Below are 18,391 nucleotides of genomic sequence, written 5' to 3' on the forward strand. Positions count from 1 at the left end.
GGGGACGATTCAAGCATAAGAATCCGTTTACTCCAAAAAGCCGCAAAGCGGCGGATGCTCGCTTTGCGGCTTGGTGTGTACGACATGAAAAAGTCCCATGTAAAAGCTTGCGTTTCTCGCGACCCGAATAAGGACCTCGCTTTTCAGGCTTCCCTTAAAGGACCTCGCTTTCCGGGCTTCCCTGCTCCTCTCGGCGGGGTCGTGCGCTCATGCCGAGCTAAAGGGCACAGGTGGCCGAATTACGCCTCGCAACGCGGAACTAGCTAGCTCGTGCGGGCCACCGTCGCATCGCCGACAGACGACTGCTTCCCGGCGCGCAGCACATAGGTTTGCCCGGCAACGGCCTGGAAGCGGAACAGCTCGCCGTCCTGCTCGGTCAATACGGCCGCGCCGTTTGCTTCGACCAACAGCGGAGCTACGGGACGACGGCATGAAACGGTGCAAAGCCCATCGCGATCCGCACGAATGACACAATGCCTCAGCTCGCCCTCTTCCCACTCCAGGTCAAGCTGGAACCCGCCTCTGGCGCGCAGCCCGGACACCTTGCCCTGCTTCCAAACGGCAGGCAGCGCAGGCAGCAGCGCGATTTCCCCGCGATGCGACTGCACCAGCATCTCGGCGATGCCGGCGATGCCGCCGAAATTGCCGTCAATTTGGAACGGCGGATGGTTATCGAACAAATTCGGCAGCGTGGACAGCGACAGCAGCGCGCGCAAATGCTCGTAGGTCTGCTCGCTTTCCTCCAGCCGGGCATAAAAATTGATAATCCAGGCCCGGCTCCAGCCCGTATGGCCGCCTCCGTTTTCCAATCGGCGCTCCAGTGTTTTCTTGGCCGCCTGCGCCCATTCCGGCGTATGGCGGACATGAATGATTTCCCCCGGATGCAGGGCGAACAGATGAGAAATATGGCGGTGACCCGGATGCACCTCGTCCCAGTCCTCCGTCCATTCCTGCAATTGGCCGTGCTTGCCGATTTGCGGCTGCGGCATTTTGCGCAATGACTGCTCCCACTGCTCGCGCAGCGAAGCATCGGCATCCAGCACACGGGAGGCATCGACGCATGCCCGGAACAGCGTGTACACGATCTGGATATCCATGGACGGTCCGATCGTCAATGTGCCTACGCTGCCGTCGTGGCCGATAAATTTATTTTCCGGCGAGGTGGACGGACCGGTGACAAGCCGCCCCTTGCTGTCCTCGAACATATAATCAAGGAAAAACTCGGCCGCTTCCTTCAATACCGGATACGCCCGCTCGCGCAGGAAGCGCTCATCCAGCCCGTATTTGTAATGCTCCCACAAATGCAGCGACAGCCAGGCAGCCCCCATCGGCCAGATGGAGCCTGGCATATAGTTGCCCTCAACCTGCGTCGAGCCCCACATATCGGTATTATGATGCGCGACGAACCCTTTGCAGCCGTACAGCTGCTCCGCCGTTTTCCGGCCATGCGGCCGCATCCGGTCGATCAGGTCAAACAACGGCTCATGGCATTCGGCGAGGTTGCAGCTTTCCGCCGGCCAATAGTTCATTTCCGTATTGATATTAATGGTATATTTCGACTCCCAAGGCGGGGTGAAGCTCTCATTCCAGATGCCCTGCAGGTTCGACGGGTTGGAGCCGGGACGCGAGCTTGCCATCATCAGATAACGGCCGAATTGGAAATACAGCTCGTACAGGCTATGATCCTCTGCACCTTCCCGGAACCGCTGCAGCCGCGCGTCCGTCGGCACCGTATCCGCCGCACGGCGCTGCTCCGGCGTCGTGAGCTCCAGCGCAACCCGCCCGATCAAGCCCAGATGATCGGCGAGATGGTCCTGCTTGACCCGCTTATAGCCCTTGCTTTCCGCTTTCTCCAGCTGGCGGACGCATTCCGCGAGCGGATCGGCGTAGCGGAAAGTCGTGCCGCCCGCCACATAGATCGTCACCGCGTCCGCATCGCGAACCGTCAGGAAGTCGCCGAGCGCGTTCACCCAGCCGCCTTCGGCTACAGCCTTGACCGCGAGGCAGTAGGAGACGCCGCCCTTGCCGCTCTCTCCCTGCATCGCAATGATATCATGCGCAACCTGCTGCGTCCCTTCGTCAAATGGCCGTCGGCTCACGTTCATCCGCAAATTCAGCTTGGCCGGACGATCACATTCGATCCGGATGACCAGCACCTGATCAACCGCGCTGCTGAACATTTCGCGCACATGCTGCACGTCATTCAGGCAATAGCTCACATGGGCGATGCCTTCCTCGATATCCAGATCACGATAATACCCCGAAATCATCTTTTTCTCGCCGTCATGGTAAATTTGCAAATCACCGAGGGGCTGATACGGACGCATCGACTTTGGAATCGACATCATGCCCATCTGCGCGGTTTCCTCCGCCTCCAGCTGCTTGCCCTTCATCAGCAAACGCCGCACCTCGGGGAAATAGCGGCGTCCTTCCGGATTGTCACCGTTCAACGGACCGCCATACCAGACCGAATCCTCGTTAAGCTGCAGGCGCTCCTGGTTCACCTTCCCGAAAATCATCGCGCCCAGCCGTCCGTTTCCGATCGGAAGCGCTTCCGTCCAGGCGCGGGCCGGTTTCTCGTACCATAGTTTGGCATGGGTGGACTGACGAAGTTTTTGCATATAATTCCTCCTCTTTTCGATTCGCTTGGTTTCGGGTTTAACAAGGTTGTGTCCTTGCTCTCAGGCGCAGCGCATAATAGAGCTGTCCGGGCAAGTCGATGCGGAAGCTGTCCTCCCACACGCCGGGCAACGAGCTTGCCGTCATGTTCCACGTATCCAGCAGTTCTGCCTCATATTGTCCTTCCGGGAGCCGGAAGCTGCGGAACGCAAACCGGTGCGGGCCGAAATATTGCAAGTAATCCGCTCCTCGCATCTCCAGCGTCGCCGCATCATAACGGTCGCTGTTGTACCGCATCGCCGCCGGCATCGTCGCCAGCACCTCGCGCAGAAACGCGATGCGCCGGACACTGTCGCCGATCAGCGCGCCGCCCTGCTCGCTCCACTGCGAGCCGTCCGCCTGCCGTACAGCTTCCCGATACGTCGCGAAGCCTCCCCGGGCAATCGCCTCCCACAGGCTGCACACCAGCTCCTCGGCGCTCAACCCGGTCCACGCCGTATCTTCATGCCCTTCGCTGCCGCAGTCGTCGAGAATGACGGGCTTGCCGTAAGCTTTCGTCAGATCCGAGGCGATCTTGACGTCAAGGCTCATCAAGCTCGCATGCGTCACCCACGGTACGCCGTGGTCATACCCGTCCGGCCTGGACAGCAGCGAACGGACGTGACCGCCGCAGTCCGCTTCCTCCAGCAAGCGAAGCAGCGCATTCCATTGCTCGGCGTAAACGCCCGCCGTACGCTCCGGCTCCTCGGCCAAGCACCACCAGACATTTCGGAACGCCCCGTAACGGGCTGCACAATAGCGGACCAGCCGCTCGCGCTCTGCCTGGTCCAGTTCGGCCACCCACGGCGCATCGCGCCGGAACAGCACCAGCTCCGCTTCGATCCCGGCTTGATCGAGCTGCTCCAGCAGCAGGTCGAGCCGGGCAAATTGCTCCGGCCCGGGCCAGTGGCCCCCCGGTTGCCGGCGCTGCACAGCCGCTGACGCGCCGCCTCCCGCTTCGCTGGCCGCATGGCCGGCCGCAGGCTGTGCATCCGGCGCAGCCTGCGCCGGAGCCATCGGTGCGGAAGCGGGGAAAACCGCCATCCGCAGCTTGTTAAACGGCGACTGGCGCAGCGTCTGCAGCGTCTGCTCCAGCCGCTGCGGCTCCTGCCTGTGCCAGTCGGCGCTGGCTGTGCCAAGCGGGATAAAGCGGGTGCCGTCCGCATAGGCAAAGTGCCCCTCGTCCTCCACCCGCACCGGCCCGCGGTTGCCCGCTGACGGCGCGACGCAGACGAAGCTGCCGGTCAGCCCGTCCAGCTCGGGACAGCTGCTGAAGGTCACATAGGTCCATTCACCAAGGGCCTGAGGCATAAAACGAAGCCGCAGCGAGCCGTCTCCGGCGTCAAAGCCTTCCGCTTCTCCATAGTACAGCCCGTTTGCATAACGACAGCCCAGCGTCAGGCCGGAACGCTCAGGCCAAGCGGCTTCCGGAAATGCAGCCGCTTCCGACTCGCCCCCAGCCGGCCCGCTCCCCGCGAACCGGCCGCGAGCGGATTCGCTCCCGGCAGCCGTATTTTCGGCCGGCGGCCGAGCAAGCTTCAGCTCGAACATGGCCCATTGTTCAACCTTCATTTGTTCCTCGGTAACGCTCATCAAGCTTCGCCTCCTTCCGACGAATGAACGGCCCGCACCCGCAGCGCCATATACGGCTTGCCCGGCAGCTCAATCCGGCTTCGTCCGCGGAAAACGCCTTCGAGCCGCGTTACCTGCATGTGCCAGGTGTCGATCAGCTCGACCTGGAACTCCGTCTGCTCCGAGCCATCGAGCCAGTGATACGCCGGTTGACGGCGGCCGAAGTACAAAAGGCTGTAAGTGCCTGCAGCCCGGGCTTCCAGCCAGTCGGCCGGACCTTCCTCCATCAAGCGGCGCAGGAAGGCGATTCGCTCCACGCTTTCCCCATACAGCTGCCCGCCGGTGGAGATCCAGGCGCGGGTTTGCTTGTCGATAAACGATTCCCCGTGTCCGACGAAGCCTCCCCGGCTCATGCCCTCCCAGAACCGATGCAGCAGCTCCTGCCCGGAAATGTTGCCCCAGCGGCGCGAGCTGTTGCCCTCGTAGGAAATTTCGTCGATGACGACCGGCTTCGCTACCGTGTCCCGCCACAGCGTTGTCAGCTCGGCATCCCAGTGCTGAACGCTTTGATGCGTAATCCACGGCTTCGCAAAATCATACACATTCGACGATTTATACATCTTCGTCCCGTTATGAATCGAACGCAGATGCTGGTACGGATCGTAGCGCTGAGTCAACTGCAGCAGCCGGTCCCAGTCGGCGACCGTTTTGAATTTATTGAAATCATACTCATTGCACAGCGACCACCATACATGGCGAAAGGCGGACAATCTGGCGAGACAATACCGCACATACGTCGCGTCCGTCTCGGCGTCCATATTGTCCACGCCCCAGAAGCCTTTATCGTACGGATGAAACAGCACCAGATCGGCTTCAATGCCCAACTGCTGCAAATCGTCCAACCGCCGCTCCAGATGCCGGAAAAAATCCGGATTAAACCGTGTCCGGTCCAGCTCCTCCGGCTGCGAGCCGACAAAGGCCAGCCGCAGCGGCGGCTTCATATCCTGCGTCGGCAGCAGACACATCCGCACCTTGTTGAACGGCGACGCCGCAAGCGTTTGCAGCGTCTGCTCCTCCGATGCCTCATCGGTCCCGTGCGTCCAGTGGTAGCACGTTGTGCCGAACGGCATATACGGCGTTCCGTCCTCATAAGCGAACAGCCGTTGTTTCACGACCCGCACTGGGCCGTGATTGCCTTCGCCGGCAGCCACGCACAGGAACGTGCCGGTCACCCCGTCCAGCTCGGGACAATTGCTGCGCGTCACATAACGCCACATGCCCGGACGATCCGGCATAAACCGGATGCGGTACACGCCGTCTCCGTCATAGAAGCCCTCCGGCTCCACGATCCGGTTCCGGTATTGAAACCGCGCAGACAGCTGTACCTCCTGAAACGGATTGCCGTCAGACGGTCCGCGCAGCGCCAGCTCGAACCGCCCCCATTGCTCAACCGGCGGCAGCGTCTGCCCCGCTGCCGCCTCAAAGCCGCGAGCCGTCCCGACCTCTGCGCAACCAAGCTTGGCCGGGGTCATCATTTAATCCCCGAATGCGCCATCGTCGCGATGACCTTGCTCTGGAAGGCAAGAAAAATAATGAGGTTGGGCAGAAACAGCAGCAGCGTAGCCGCCGCCATCGCACCTTGCCGGGCGACGCTGTTCGCCATCCCGCTCGTCAGCGTCTCTACATAAAACGGGAAGGTGCGCATCTCCTCGTCCTGCATGTAGTTGATCGACGTTTCGGTATTTTGCCAGGCGCTTTGGAACGCAATGATCCCGATGGTTGCAATCGCTGGCATGACGACGGGAATAATAATTCGGGTGAACAGCGTCCATTCCTTGGCGCCGTCCATTTTGGCCGAATCAATCAGCTCGTTCGGTACCTGGTCAATAAATTGCTTCATTAGAAAGACGCCGGTGGGAACGGCAACAAGCGGCAGCACATGTCCCCAATACGTATTGAAAATGCCCAGATTGCTGACGACCAAATATTTCGGAATGGCCACGGTTTCGGGTACAAAAACAAGCGTCAGCAAAATCGTGCCGAACACCGCCTTGTGGCCCGGAAATTGATGCTTGGAAATCGCATAGGCGCACATCGCGCTGACGAGCGTAATGAGAAACACCGTCAGCACCGTCACCACCGCGCTGTTAAACATGTACCGTGTAACCGGAACAGCCGTCGATTTCGTCGAAATAAGCAGCTCGATAAAGCTTTGAATCGACGGATTGCGCACCAAAATATTTGGCGGATACACAAACAGCTCCTGGTACGGCTTGAACGCATGGTTGAAAATATAAACGATCGGCAGCAGCATAAAAATACTGATCAAGGTCAGCAGGACGAAGGACACCTTTTCGGTCGGCGTCCACCGCCACAGCTTCGACTTGCGCCGCAAGCCGGTCAAATTTCCCAGCTTCGCGAAAACGTTCATTTATTCTTCCTCCTTCGTGCCGAACAGCTTCCAGCACAGCTTCTGGGCCATGTACACCAGTGCCAGCAAGCAAACCGTCAATGAAGTCGCGTAACCGAGCTCAAACCGGGTAAACGCATAGTCGTCCGTATGGGTCGTGATCATATGCGCCGCATACTCCGGCGTCGGATTCATCCCGGACAGCGTTGTTCCGATCTCACTGATCTGAATCGCGCCGACAATCGCCATCACCGCGCCGAACAGCATTTGCGGCTTGGTCGCCGGAATTGTAATGTACCAGATTTCCTCCAGCCGGCTGCGGATGCCGTCCAGCTTGCCTGCCTCGTACATCTCCGGATTAACGTTCAGCAGCCCGGCCAGCATGCCGAGGAAGCCGATACCCATACTTTTCCACAGCGTGACGACGACCATCGAGTTCATCAGATGCTCCTTGCTCGTTACCCACTGGACCGGCTCCGTGACCAGCCCGAGGCTCAGCAGGAAGTGGTTCAGATACCCGATCCGGTCGCTGGAAAACAACGGCGTCCAAATAATCCCCATGGCGACAAGGCTTGCCAAGGAAGGCGTATACATCGCCAGCGTAAACCATTTGCGCGACATCGCGGGCAGGATCGAAATCAGCCACGCCAGCAGGAACGCGCACACGTAGCCGCCCGGTCCGACGATCAGCGCAAACGTCAGCGTATTCGGCAGCGCATACTTCATCATGATCAAGTCCTGCGTCAGCATGTAGCGGAAGTTATCCCAGCCTACGAAACGCGGCGGCTCGATGGAGTTGTAGTGCGTGAAGCTAAGCGCTACCGCAGCGATGACCGGCAGCAAAATGAAGACGAAAAAACAAATCATAAACGGCGCGATAAACAAATACGATACCCGGTAGGACCAGATGCGCTCCAGTCCGGCCATCAGCCTGCCCTTCGGCTTGCTTTCCAGCCGCAGCCGGGCCGGCAGCGCCGGCGCCTCACTTTTTGACATACGGTTGTACCCCTTCCCACGGCTTGTTGATCACCGGCAAATTCATCGTGCGGACGACTTCGCCGTTGCCGTCGACAAACCCGAATTCCTGTACCTTGCGGCGCACCTCCCGGTTGACTTCCTTGACCGCCGTCTCCAGCGAGGCGCGGGAATTCATCCCGTTGATGACAGTCCGGGTCCAGGCATTGCGCATTTCCCGTTCCATGAAATAGCTGCCCGGCACGTTCGGAATTTCACGGAACCATTTCCATTGCTCCATAATGGCCTTCAAATCATCGTCCTTCCACGGCAGCTTGGTGAAAGCTTCGATATTGGACGTGTTCCAGCGAAACGTAACGCCGTTTAACGTTTCAAGGTCCGTACCGAAACGTTCCTGAACATTGGCCGACGTCCACCATTTAATAAACTCCCAGCCTTCATTCGGCCGCTTGGCATTTTTCATAATGACGGAAGATTGCATGCTGCCGCCCAGCCATCTGGCGACCTGGCCGTCGGCTTGGCGCACGCCAGGCACAGGCGCAAGCTCCCATAAGCCGTTCAGCTCCGGAGCAGCGACGGTCAGCTGAATATACGTGTTGATATCGGCGACGCCGATCGGGTAAGAGCCCGTGCGGAAATGCTGGTAGAAGCTGTCCATCCGTTGATCAATCGCGTATTTATTTTGCAAATCGGTCCATTGCTTAAACGCTTCGAAGCTTTTCTCCGAGTCGAGACCCGTTTTCAAGCCATCCGGCGCATAATATTCAGCCCCATGCATCTGCATGAACCCGCCGTGCTCGATCGGGGTAAAGTTCATCCCGTTCTGCTGCAGCACCGGCAAAATCTTGTACAAATCCTCCCACGTATCAGGAACACTAAGACCGAGGCTGTTCAAAATATCTTTGCGGTAGTACATCATCTGGAACGATTGCGTCTCCGGCACGCCGTAGTAGCCGCCGTCATAATAATACGGCGTCCACGAGCCGGGAGAGAACCGGTCAAAATACGCATCGAAGTCCGAAAACTGCTTCAGATTATAAATACCGCCCCGGATCGCATAATCAAACGGGATATCCTGCGGCAATCCAAGCGCCACATCCGGCGCAATGCCTGCTGCATTCATCAGTACCAGCTGCTTCTCATCCTTGAGCAAATTGACCTTGACCTTGATGCCCGTCTGCGGCGTAAACTGCTCATCGGCCAAGCCTTGCAGCAGATTTACATAATCGCGTCCGCGGAACATCCAGACATCAAGCACATTTTCCTGATCAACGCCCCATTTTCCCTTGGCCTTGAAGGAATCGAAAAAGTTGGCGAGACCGCCCCACAGCTTCTCGCTGAAGGTCGCTTCCATCTTGGGCAGCTTCTGGCCTGCCGGCACAACGTACAGCCGGTCCAGCTGCAGCGGCTGCGACTTGATCGCTTCGAGCTGGGTAGCCAGCTTGCCTTGAATTTCAATCAGCCGGCCCGGATCATACGGAATTTCATCCGGGTCCTTGAGCATCGTGTCGATGTCCTTGCGTGCAGCCACGAGCCCTTGCGAAACCGCATCCGGCCGGCTGTTAACGACTTCCAGCTTGCTGCGGATTTCATCAATCCGGTTCCCGTTCGCCAGAAGCTGCGCGGTGAAGCCCGGCAGATCGCGCTCCAGGTCCCAAGTGCGGTTTTTGTCATCGACGCCGCCTGTCAGCGCTCTCACATCGCTAAACTGCTTGCTCAGCTGCTCCATCACCTTCTCCAGCTCGACCGCAAGCGGTTTCAAAGGCGCCTGTGTGACGCGCATGGACATGGTATTGGTGCCTTTTTTCAAATAAAACTCGTACGGCGTACCCGCCTGATCCGACAAGGTAAGTCCCTTCCAGCCAGTCGCATACAAAAACCGGTACGCGTTCAGCTCCGAGAAAGGCACCTTGCCGTTGATCATAATCGTACGAAACGAGGAACGGTTTGAAACAAAGCCCTGCTGCGCGCGCAGCGCGATCTGGTACAGGCCGGTTTCCGGCGCTTCGAAGGTCCAGGCAATCTCCTGGTTATCCTTGTTCCAGCGTTCGCCGTTCAACGTATTGTACGTAATTTTCCCCTGCTCATACGGGGTATTGCCAATGTCGTTGTCATAAGCCAGCGACAGCGCTGAATCGTTTTTCCAGAGCACCTGCTCCGCTTCCATCACGACCGGGGCTGCTTGCACCGGAGCGATGTCAGCCGGTAAGCTCGCCTTCACCGTCTTGTAATCAGCGACCTGGGATGGCGCTTGCAGCGTGAACGATTCGATGGCCACCGGATCACTGCCGCTCAGGCGCAGCCGATGCTTGCCCGGCTTCAAGTACCATTGCAGCGGTGTTTCGTAGGCGCCTGCCTTGTCGCGCAGCTCCCACGTCATCCAGCTGGAAATATCTTCGGCGACGGGACGGATCTCATCGCCCCGGTCATCCTTTACAATCGGCAGCTTATCCTTCCAGTGCCGGTACAGCTCAATAGAGCGCGCTTCCAAAAACGGCGTTGCGCCGTCAATCGTCACATTCAACGCAACTGGCTTGCGGTTTTTGTTGCCGACAAACGGGTGATACGACATCTGGATCGTGTACAGACCGCCCTGCGCCACTTCCACCTCGTATTCAATCCATTCATCATCTATGGCGCCCCAGACAAGCACATTGTCCTTGCCCTTATAGCTATCCTTCTTCACCTGAGCCTTCTCCGAGCTTCCGGCCAGATTGGCGCCCGCAATCGTCAGCTTGCCCGAATGCTCCGCCGAAGCGCCCTCCTGCTTCCATCTGGCCAGCACATCCGCGTAGGACGGGTCCGTCCCGCGAAACCCGTCCAGCTTCGCCTCAGCGCCGCCAGCCGCGCTCTTTGACTCCGCTGGAGCCGTCGTAGAGTTGGCCAGACCGGGAAGCGACGGACTCAGCACAAGGACGAGCGCGAGCGTGGACATCAACCACACCCGGGTTCGACATAACGTCTTCAACTTCATCCCTCCGCACGTCGTTTAGTTCGTTAAGTTTTCCGTCGTATCTGCGTCGAAGAAAATCGCCTTTTGCATATTAAACATAAGAGGCAGCTTCTCCTCATCGGCAAACATTCGATCCGCCTGCGACCGGACGACCAGCAAATTCGGCGTGCCGATATCGGCGTACACGTACCGATCCGCTCCCATCAGCTCGCCGAGCCGATGCACGCCGACCATATGCGGCTTTTCCGCCGCCTCGCTGCCGTGTGCAGCAATTTCGATATTTTCGCTGCGGATGCCCAGCACAATCAGCCGGTTCACTTTATTTTTCTGACGCAGCATCTGGGATTGCAGAGGCGTCAGGCGCACATAATGCCGTTTCGTATGAAATTCAAGCAGTCCCTCCGGCGCGTCAAGCAGCTTGCCTTCAATAAAGTTGATCGGCGGCGAGCCGATGAAGCCGGCGACAAACATATTGGCCGGATGATTGTAAATACGCTGCGGCGTATCCACCTGCTGGATCAGACCGTCCTTCATCACGACAATCCGGTGGCCCATCGTCATCGCTTCGACCTGATCATGGGTCACATATACCATCGTCACGCCGAGCTGCTTGTGCAGCGAAATTATTTCCGTCCGCATCTGCACCCGGAGCTTGGCGTCCAGGTTGGACAGCGGCTCATCCATCAGAAACACTTCCGGGTTGCGCACAATCGCGCGTCCGAGCGCTACCCGCTGGCGCTGACCGCCGGAAAGCTGCTTGGGCTTGCGCTCCAGATAAGGCTCAATTTCCAGCGTACGCGACGTGCGTTTAACCGATTGCTCGATTTCATGCTTGGGCGTCTTGCGCAGCCGCAAGCCGAAGGCAATGTTTTCGAAAACGCTCATATTCGGATACAGCGCGTAGTTCTGGAACACCATCGCGATATCCCGATCCTTAGGCGGCAGATGATTGACGAGCCGGTCGCCGATATACAGCTCCCCGGAGCTGATATCCTCCAGCCCGGCGATCATCCGCAGCGTCGTTGACTTGCCACAGCCGGAAGGGCCGACCATAACCAAAAATTCGCCATCCTGGATTTCCAGGTTAAAATCCTTCACCGCGTATCCGCGTTCCTTGCCGAAACGCTTTTCAATATGCTTCAATGTAATACCTGCCATACCCGCACCTCCCACAGTCGTTCCATCTTGCCTGAGAACGGTTACAATTGTCCCGAATGTCCTTCATTATACAGGCTGCCTATTGCCGGATTATAGGTGATGATAACTTACTCTATAGGGGCATTATGCTTTCAGCTGACGGGCCAGCCAATCGAAGGATTCCCGCCCCGAAACCTGATGCTTGCCTGGGAAAAAGTCCGCGCCAAATCGCGCTTCCGCGCCCTCCGCGCGGTAAATCGCGTCCAGCTCCGCTACCGCTTCCCGGACGGAGGCGGCCGGAAACAGCTTGTCTTCCAGACCGGATTCGACGAATAACGGCCTAGGCGCCAGCAGGCCGATCAGCTCCGGCAGCTCCGCCCGGGTCAAAATGCCCGGCATATAGTTGTCGATGCAGTGGTTCATCGCCCACAAGCTGCCCTTGAAGGTGCTGGTGAAGCCGCTCAGCACCGTCGCCTGCAGCCGCTGATCCAGCGCGGCCGTGAAGGCGGCGATTAGCCCGCCGCCGGAAAAGCCCATACCGCCGATCCGCGCGGGGTCGATCTCATCTCGCTGGCTGATGTAATCCAGCGCCCGGCTGGCCTCGTACACGCGCAGCCCGGCCAGCGTGGAGCCGCAAAGCAGCAGCCGGGAGGCAAGCCCGGCGCAGGAGCTGCTGGTCGCGGGCGGCTTGGCCGCGTCCTTGTCAAGCCGCCGCTCGGCGAAGCCCAGGATGTCCGGCGCGATGACCACCAGCCCGCGCTCCGCCAGCTGCAGCGCAAAATGCCGGTGGATGCCTGGCGGCCCGTCGTCGACGGTTCCGTCCGGCTGCAGTCCGACCAGCTCCCGGCTGCCGTAGCCATGCCCATGCCAGGCCAGCACAGCAGGCGCCTTCCGCGCCCGCTGCTTGGGCACGACCACATAGGCCGACATCCGCAGCGGTCCGGTCGTCCCCCAGACGACCCGCTCCAGCAGGCAGCCGCCGAGCTCGCTGCGCTCCACGACCTCCGGCTGCAGCGGAGCCGGCTCAGCCGGCATCGTGCCGAGCGCCTGCAGCAGCGCCGCCTGCACCTCGCCCTTCCGTTCCGGCCAGCTGCCGCCTCGGCCTTGCTCCGCCTCCTTGCGCACCGCCGCATACAATTGCTCCAAATAAACATCCGCTTCACTCATCCCTCGCGCCTCCTTTGCTTTTGATCGCACTGGCCTCCACCCTGCCGTTCTCGTCCTGCCGTCAGACCTGAGCAGCAAAAAGAGCTGATCCTCTAGCCAGGTCAGCCCTATCTGCTTAAAACGATATTGCGCTGTCTTCCAGCTCTTGAAAGTTTTGCCGGTATTGCCGGGGCGTGACGCCCGTTTTTTTGCGAAACAGGGCATGGAAAAATTTCATATCCTGATAGCCGACCTGATTGGCGATTTGATAGATCGGAATATCCGTCGCCTTCAGCAGCTCGCAGCATTTTTGAATACGTACATTTTGCAAATATTGTGTGAACGACAAGCCTGTCGATTTTTTGAACAGCCGCTGAAAGTGGCTGGCGCTCAGGAAGAAATAATCAGCCACATGCTGCACCGTGATGTTCTGGGTGTAATTCGACTTGATGAAATGCACCACATCATCCAGCATCCGGGCGGGTACCGGCTCGGCGTCGTTCTGCAGCTCGAAGCGCTGGAGCATCGCCAGCATCTGAATCAGCAGCACCGTCAGCACAGTTTGGAAGCCCGTATTACGCTTCAAATATTCGCTGTACATCGACTGCACAATCGTCTGGAAGGTATCGTATTTATCCTGGATATGCAGCCATGGCTGTGCCAGCCCCTTGGGCTTGTAAATGGCGTTATACGTATAGGAATCTTTCTGCAGGTAGCCTTTCCAGCTTTCCAGCACGCTGACCTTGAAGATGCAGTTGTAAATGACCAGCATCTTATCTTGCCTTGGCGAAGACGGACGGAACACATGCGACGTTCCTAGCGGAATGACGAACAGATCCCCCTGCTTGACCGGAATGACCCGATCCTCGACGTAATGGTAGCCGGAGCCTTCGCCAACAAAACAAATTTCCACGAAATCATGGGTATGTTGCGATAATGTAAACGATTCCAATTCCCGGTTGATAAAAATGTCTAAGTTATCGTCGAAAAATCTGTCTCCGCTTAGATGCCCGATTCGTCCGGACATAGCCATCACCTCAAGTACAGGTTTGCAATTCGGCCTCACACTGAACGTTCTACTCGTGGTGTCTGTCCGTTCCATCATGTTCTACTAATATGACATGAAAAATGCCGTACTTCAATCCTCAGTTAACAAATGTTCCTCGAGCACGACATATTTGATGCCTTTGCGCAAGTAGGAAAAGCTGATATGAAGCCTGCCATCACGGGTTGCAATAATGGAAGGGTATGAATACCCAATTTCGGTTTCCCGATATTCCAGGTCTGCCATCTGGATGTTGCGGGTATGCGGCCAAGTCCGGCCCTCGTCATCGGACAAGGACAAGGTCAGCGGCGTGCGCAGCGGCTTCTTGCGAATTTCGCCCTTCCGCGACACCCAGCGGAACTGGTCACGCTCCATCGTCGAATCATTATAAATCAAAGCCATCCGGCCATTCGGCAGCTTGACCGCCTGCATCGAGGAATTGTTGTTCGCCAGCGTGCTTTTGGCCGGGACCGTCCAGCTCCGGCCGTTGTCATGCGACTCACTCGTATAGATGCGATCGGCCTGACGGCTGCGGAACATCGCAAACAGCGAGCCGTCGCTGCGCTTCATCACACTCATCTGCACCCGGTGAACGCTGCCCGCCACCTCGTATTCCGTCCACGTTGCTCCTTCGTCGGCGCTGATCTGCACGACGCTGTAATGACCGTCAAGCTTGCAGTAATAGGCCGGCAGCAGCCAGTCGCCATTATCCAGCACAACCGGCGGGTGCCGCAGGAAAATGCCGAGCCGGTCACACAGCACCTCTGCAGGTCCCCAGGTTTGCCCGCGATCCTCCGAAATGCGGTAGACGGCCCGCGCGGTCCGCTGGTTATGCGGCTCATTGGAGGTGTGGAACAGCCACACTTTGCCATCCGGCGCCTGAAACAGCACCGGATTTTGCTCCGAACGCTCCGGGTCGGAGGACAGCTGTACCGGCTCGCTCCACGTGTCGCTGCCAGCCGCAAGACGGGACAGCACCACATTGGTGTCGGGATTCCCTTCTCCGCTCCCGGTAAACCAGGTGCATAGCAAGTCCCCGTTATCCAGCTCCAGCAAGTTCGACGCATGGCTGTCGTTCGGGTGAAGCAGTGGAAGATACGCTTCCTTGATCCTCGGTTCCTGTTCATTCGGGGACAACTTTCCATTAAAACGGGTCATCAGCCTATTCCTCCTCGCTCTTCCTGTCCGATGTTGCCCCTGCACGGTTTCGCAGCTCATCCCAGCTCAGCTCCGTGCGGCACAGCTTGTCACTGGAAAATACTTGCTTGCCGTTCACATACAGCCGGTAGCCCGGCTCCAACCCGGATTGCCCGTCCGGCACGACCTCCGGATTGCGGTACGTAATTCGCAGCTCCAGCCCGGCCGCCTTGACCCGCTCAAGCGAGAAGTAGTCCAGACCCAGCTCAAGCGGCTCCAGCGTGAGGCCGTCGGGTCCAATCGACAGCCCCGCTACATGGGCAACGATCAAGTCGATGTAAAAGGAATGATTGTATTCCTGCTCATCGCTAAGCGCCTCGCCCGTCGCACTATTGTAATGCTCGACAAGTCCCGGCCTGCTCAAATCGCGGTTCTGGAAGTGCAGGAAGGAATATTCCCGCAAATAATACGCGAAATCGCGGTCATAGCGGTGTCCGCTGCGTTTGCTTTCCTTGGCCAGCGCATCAAGCGCGATGGAGTTCGTATACGGCCAGGTCGGGCCGTCCCAGACGCAGCCGTTGCGCCCTTTGACGAAGTGGCCCATCCAGCCGCCTTCCTTCGCATACGCCGGACAATCGGCCGACACGGACGGAAACGGGCAGCCGGTCTTGAACTCCTGCTCATTCAGCAGATGTGCGATCATGCCATCGTAGCGGTCGTCGATCATTTGCGCCCAGCCGGGGTAAATGCCGACGATATTTTTGACCATCGCCTTCTCATCCGTCTCATGGTGAAGATCGTAGAAATAATGCGTCTCCTCATCCCACATCTTGGACAGCACATCATCGCGCACGCCCTGAGCCTGACGGCGGTATTCACCGGCTTCGGGATCGCTGGCAGCCTCACACAGCCCTGCGACGCCGAGTAAATTCAAGTAATGATACACCGTGCGGTCTACCCGCTTGACCGGTGTATAGGTCGTTTTATCCTTCGGATTGCGCGGATAGTCGTGGAAGTACCAATAGCTCGGCTGGTATTCCTTGCCCGTCCGCGTATGCTTGTATTCAATCATCAGCCGATCGCGCTCCGTGCCATACAGCTCTTGGCAAGCCTGCACATGCCGCTTGAGCGCCGGCAGCCATTCCGCGACCGCGCCGACATTGCGGTGCACGAGATAAAGCTGGTACGCCGCCCAGCAGCCGAAGCTTGCGAATGCATGCATCACCGTATCCACGGTCATGCAGCTCAGCAGGCCGTCTTCCCCAGGCGACTCCGTCATGTTGCGAAACGAGCCCTCCGCATACAGCGGATCATGGTACCACCGGGCATCCGTCACATGGAGCGGCACTGACAAATTGATCAGCTTGCTGAATTCCCAGCCGCCCTTGCCGAACGGCGTTTTGCTTTTTTTATGCGATCTGCCCTCGTAAAACAGCGGATGAGACAGATGACCGTAGCGGGGATCCGCCAAATTATGCCGCAGCAAAAACCAGCGGTAGCTCCACGTCTGGTCCAGCACCTCGTCGCTGCTGGCGAACAGCGGCGTCTTGTCAAACCAGGCTTCGTATTCCGCCTGCTGAGCGGCGACAATGGCTTCCCCGCTGCGGCCGCTCTCTGCATACCCGGCTGCACGCCCGGCAAGCAGCTCCTCACTGTCCTGACCGGCGATGCCAAATGCCGCTGCGATGACAAAGGAGCGGGTTTCGCCCGGCTGCAGCCGCACCTCCTCCAGCAGCGCCGGATCGCTGACCGCGATCACCCCGGCAATCGCAAAGCTGTAATGGAAAGGCCCAAACGACCCGACCAGCCGCTCATCCGCACCGCGCGAGAACGTATTTTCCCACGTTTCAAGTCGCAGCGTCAGCTCCTTCGTACTGCGGTTCGTCCAGGTTTGGCAGGATACCGCGCAGTCGTCCCAGGAAATAAACTTACGCTCGGCCAGCTCCAGCTTGCCGCTCTCATAGTTCATCTCCAGATGACTCGGCCGCCAGGGCGTCCGGCACGGTTCGAAGCTGTCCGTCACATTGGTGACGACGCGGTACAGCAGCGGAATGTTCGCTTTATGGATAAAATCGAAGCGGCCGGAAAATCCGGGCACAGGCTCCAGGTAATCCGCCCATAGCCGCGCTCCCGTCGAACCGAGCAGCAGCGCGCCGGGCAGTATTCGAAGCGCTTTCTTTTCAGCACGAAGCACATCGTCTACACGTCTTGCAGCTGGCATTTATTTCACTCCATTCCGTTCTTAGCGCATACATTTAGTATAAATAATTCCAATGATCGTTTAAGGGTGGATAATACTCCAAAGTATAGGTCATTCCTGCTCAATCGTTACGTTCATATGCCAATAGGCGATACGCTCCCGCTTCCATGTATAGGTCACATGCAGCTCGCGGCCAACAGCAATAACAGCCGGATACGAATACTGCTTCTCGCCTTCGTCGATGAGCGTTTCGCCCCCCCAGGTGAACCCGTTGTCGCGTGAGAACAGGACGACCAGCGGCGTTCTCGGCCCCTTGAGCTTGCCTGGCGCGGGACGCGTCGGGTTGCAGACAAGCGCCAGCGTGCCGTCCGTCAGCTGCGCCAGATCGAGGCCGCTGTTATTGTTCGGCAGCGCAGTTGCATAAGCAAGACACCAGGTACGGCCGCCGTCCGCCGAGTCGCTGCGGTAGACGGCCCCGGCCGTGCTGCGCAGCAGCATGTGTACGACGCCGGGCGCTGACTCCCACAAGGTTGGCTGGATAACGCCTTTTCCCTGGAAAACACTGCGATCCTCCGGCATCGGTACAGCTGCGCTGCGCTCCCATGTCTGTCCGCCGTCGGTGGACAAATCGACAAAGGCTTCCCAGGCAGGCTCCAGCGAGGCAGGCGCCGCGATCGTGCCGTCCGTGAGTGTGATCGGCTTGTTTTTGACCGGTCCCCGTCCGCCCCGATCACCGGGCACGAGCGCTGCGGGCGCAGTCCACGTATGCCCGTTGTCATCCGAGCGCAAATACAGCGTCTCCCAATGCTCGATCTTCGGCCCCACCTTGTAGTACAGGAACAACACGCCGTCGCTGCGCCGGAACAATACCGGGTTCCAATGAGTCACATCCTGCTGATCCGCGATGTTGACCGGAGGCGTCCAGCTGCCGTCCGTCAGACGGCGTGACAGCCAGATGGCTACATCCGATGCGCCCTCCCGGCTGCCGCCAAACCAGGCCGCAAGCAGCTCGCCGTTCGGCAGCCACTCCACCGTCGACGCGTGGCAGCTGGCGAATGGGCGGTCCTCCTCCACAATAAAGGTGCGCAAGTTCGTCTCCGCTTTTATGTGCAATCCAATGCCCTCCTCTAGCTTTGGTTAAAATCTACAAATAAGTGA

At 58.5% G+C, this 18,391-nt stretch carries 12 protein-coding genes; all 12 read right to left on the bottom strand.

The genetic code is table 11. The annotated features are described in order from the left end of the window. Positions 1-263 precede the first annotated feature (263 nt). The 12 genes from AC6ROY_RS04405 to AC6ROY_RS04460 all read right to left on the bottom strand — a co-directional run bounded on the left by AC6ROY_RS04405 (position 264) and on the right by AC6ROY_RS04460 (position 18,346). Positions 264-2,621, bottom strand: a complete 2,358-nt coding sequence (locus AC6ROY_RS04405) for a glycoside hydrolase family 95 protein (protein WP_500098806.1) — start codon at positions 2,619-2,621, stop codon at positions 264-266. A gap of 37 nt (positions 2,622-2,658) precedes the next feature. Next, positions 2,659-4,251, bottom strand: a complete 1,593-nt coding sequence (locus tag AC6ROY_RS04410) for a DUF5605 domain-containing protein (RefSeq protein ID WP_500098807.1) — start codon at positions 4,249-4,251, stop codon at positions 2,659-2,661. Continuing rightward, positions 4,251-5,762, bottom strand: coding sequence for a DUF5060 domain-containing protein (locus AC6ROY_RS04415; RefSeq protein ID WP_500098808.1), 1,512 nt, complete (start codon positions 5,760-5,762; stop codon positions 4,251-4,253). Before AC6ROY_RS04415 ends, AC6ROY_RS04410 begins: the two co-directional genes overlap by 1 nt. Beyond that, positions 5,762-6,661, bottom strand: a complete 900-nt coding sequence (locus AC6ROY_RS04420; protein ID WP_500098809.1) for a carbohydrate ABC transporter permease — start codon at positions 6,659-6,661, stop codon at positions 5,762-5,764. The genes AC6ROY_RS04415 and AC6ROY_RS04420 overlap by 1 nt, the downstream gene beginning before the upstream one ends. Further along, positions 6,662-7,636: a carbohydrate ABC transporter permease gene (locus AC6ROY_RS04425; protein WP_500098810.1), complete on the bottom strand. Its 975-nt coding sequence runs from the start codon at positions 7,634-7,636 to the stop codon at positions 6,662-6,664. Continuing rightward, positions 7,623-10,589: an extracellular solute-binding protein gene (locus tag AC6ROY_RS04430; RefSeq protein WP_500098812.1), complete on the bottom strand. Its 2,967-nt coding sequence runs from the start codon at positions 10,587-10,589 to the stop codon at positions 7,623-7,625. The genes AC6ROY_RS04425 and AC6ROY_RS04430 overlap by 14 nt, the downstream gene beginning before the upstream one ends. 15 nt (positions 10,590-10,604) lie before the next feature. Then, on the bottom strand, positions 10,605-11,726 hold the full coding sequence (locus AC6ROY_RS04435) for an ABC transporter ATP-binding protein (RefSeq protein WP_500098814.1): 1,122 nt from the start codon (positions 11,724-11,726) through the stop codon (positions 10,605-10,607). A 123-nt stretch (positions 11,727-11,849) separates the two neighbouring features. Continuing rightward, positions 11,850-12,872 (bottom strand): dienelactone hydrolase family protein, encoded by a 1,023-nt coding sequence (locus tag AC6ROY_RS04440; RefSeq protein ID WP_500098815.1) that lies wholly within the window; start codon positions 12,870-12,872, stop codon positions 11,850-11,852. Positions 12,873-12,987: 115 nt separating this feature from the next. Further along, positions 12,988-13,878 carry a helix-turn-helix domain-containing protein gene (locus AC6ROY_RS04445; RefSeq protein ID WP_500098816.1) on the bottom strand — a complete coding sequence of 297 codons (891 nt, stop codon included), beginning with the start codon at positions 13,876-13,878 and terminating at the stop codon, positions 12,988-12,990. A gap of 111 nt (positions 13,879-13,989) precedes the next feature. Then, positions 13,990-15,054 (bottom strand): sialidase family protein, encoded by a 1,065-nt coding sequence (locus AC6ROY_RS04450; protein ID WP_500098818.1) that lies wholly within the window; start codon positions 15,052-15,054, stop codon positions 13,990-13,992. A 4-nt stretch (positions 15,055-15,058) separates the two neighbouring features. Continuing rightward, positions 15,059-17,254: an MGH1-like glycoside hydrolase domain-containing protein gene (locus AC6ROY_RS04455; protein WP_500098819.1), complete on the bottom strand. Its 2,196-nt coding sequence runs from the start codon at positions 17,252-17,254 to the stop codon at positions 15,059-15,061. 90 nt (positions 17,255-17,344) lie between these two features. Further along, complete coding sequence (locus AC6ROY_RS04460; RefSeq protein ID WP_500098821.1) at positions 17,345-18,346, bottom strand: sialidase family protein; 1,002 nt, start codon at positions 18,344-18,346, stop codon at positions 17,345-17,347. Positions 18,347-18,391 lie beyond the last annotated feature (45 nt).

It is taken from the genome of Paenibacillus sp. sg306046 (assembly GCF_059821225.1).

Coding starts and splice junctions, on each gene's coding strand:
- AC6ROY_RS04445 (WP_500098816.1), bottom strand. CDS start 13,878: ATGTCCGGACGAATCGGGCATCTAAGCGGAGACAGATTTTTCGACGAT.
- AC6ROY_RS04415 (WP_500098808.1), bottom strand. CDS start 5,762: ATGACCCCGGCCAAGCTTGGTTGCGCAGAGGTCGGGACGGCTCGCGGC.
- AC6ROY_RS04450 (WP_500098818.1), bottom strand. CDS start 15,054: ATGACCCGTTTTAATGGAAAGTTGTCCCCGAATGAACAGGAACCGAGG.
- AC6ROY_RS04425 (WP_500098810.1), bottom strand. CDS start 7,636: ATGTCAAAAAGTGAGGCGCCGGCGCTGCCGGCCCGGCTGCGGCTGGAA.
- AC6ROY_RS04440 (WP_500098815.1), bottom strand. CDS start 12,872: ATGAGTGAAGCGGATGTTTATTTGGAGCAATTGTATGCGGCGGTGCGC.
- AC6ROY_RS04455 (WP_500098819.1), bottom strand. CDS start 17,254: ATGCCAGCTGCAAGACGTGTAGACGATGTGCTTCGTGCTGAAAAGAAA.
- AC6ROY_RS04410 (WP_500098807.1), bottom strand. CDS start 4,251: ATGAGCGTTACCGAGGAACAAATGAAGGTTGAACAATGGGCCATGTTC.
- AC6ROY_RS04405 (WP_500098806.1), bottom strand. CDS start 2,621: ATGCAAAAACTTCGTCAGTCCACCCATGCCAAACTATGGTACGAGAAA.
- AC6ROY_RS04420 (WP_500098809.1), bottom strand. CDS start 6,661: ATGAACGTTTTCGCGAAGCTGGGAAATTTGACCGGCTTGCGGCGCAAG.
- AC6ROY_RS04435 (WP_500098814.1), bottom strand. CDS start 11,726: ATGGCAGGTATTACATTGAAGCATATTGAAAAGCGTTTCGGCAAGGAA.
- AC6ROY_RS04430 (WP_500098812.1), bottom strand. CDS start 10,589: ATGAAGTTGAAGACGTTATGTCGAACCCGGGTGTGGTTGATGTCCACG.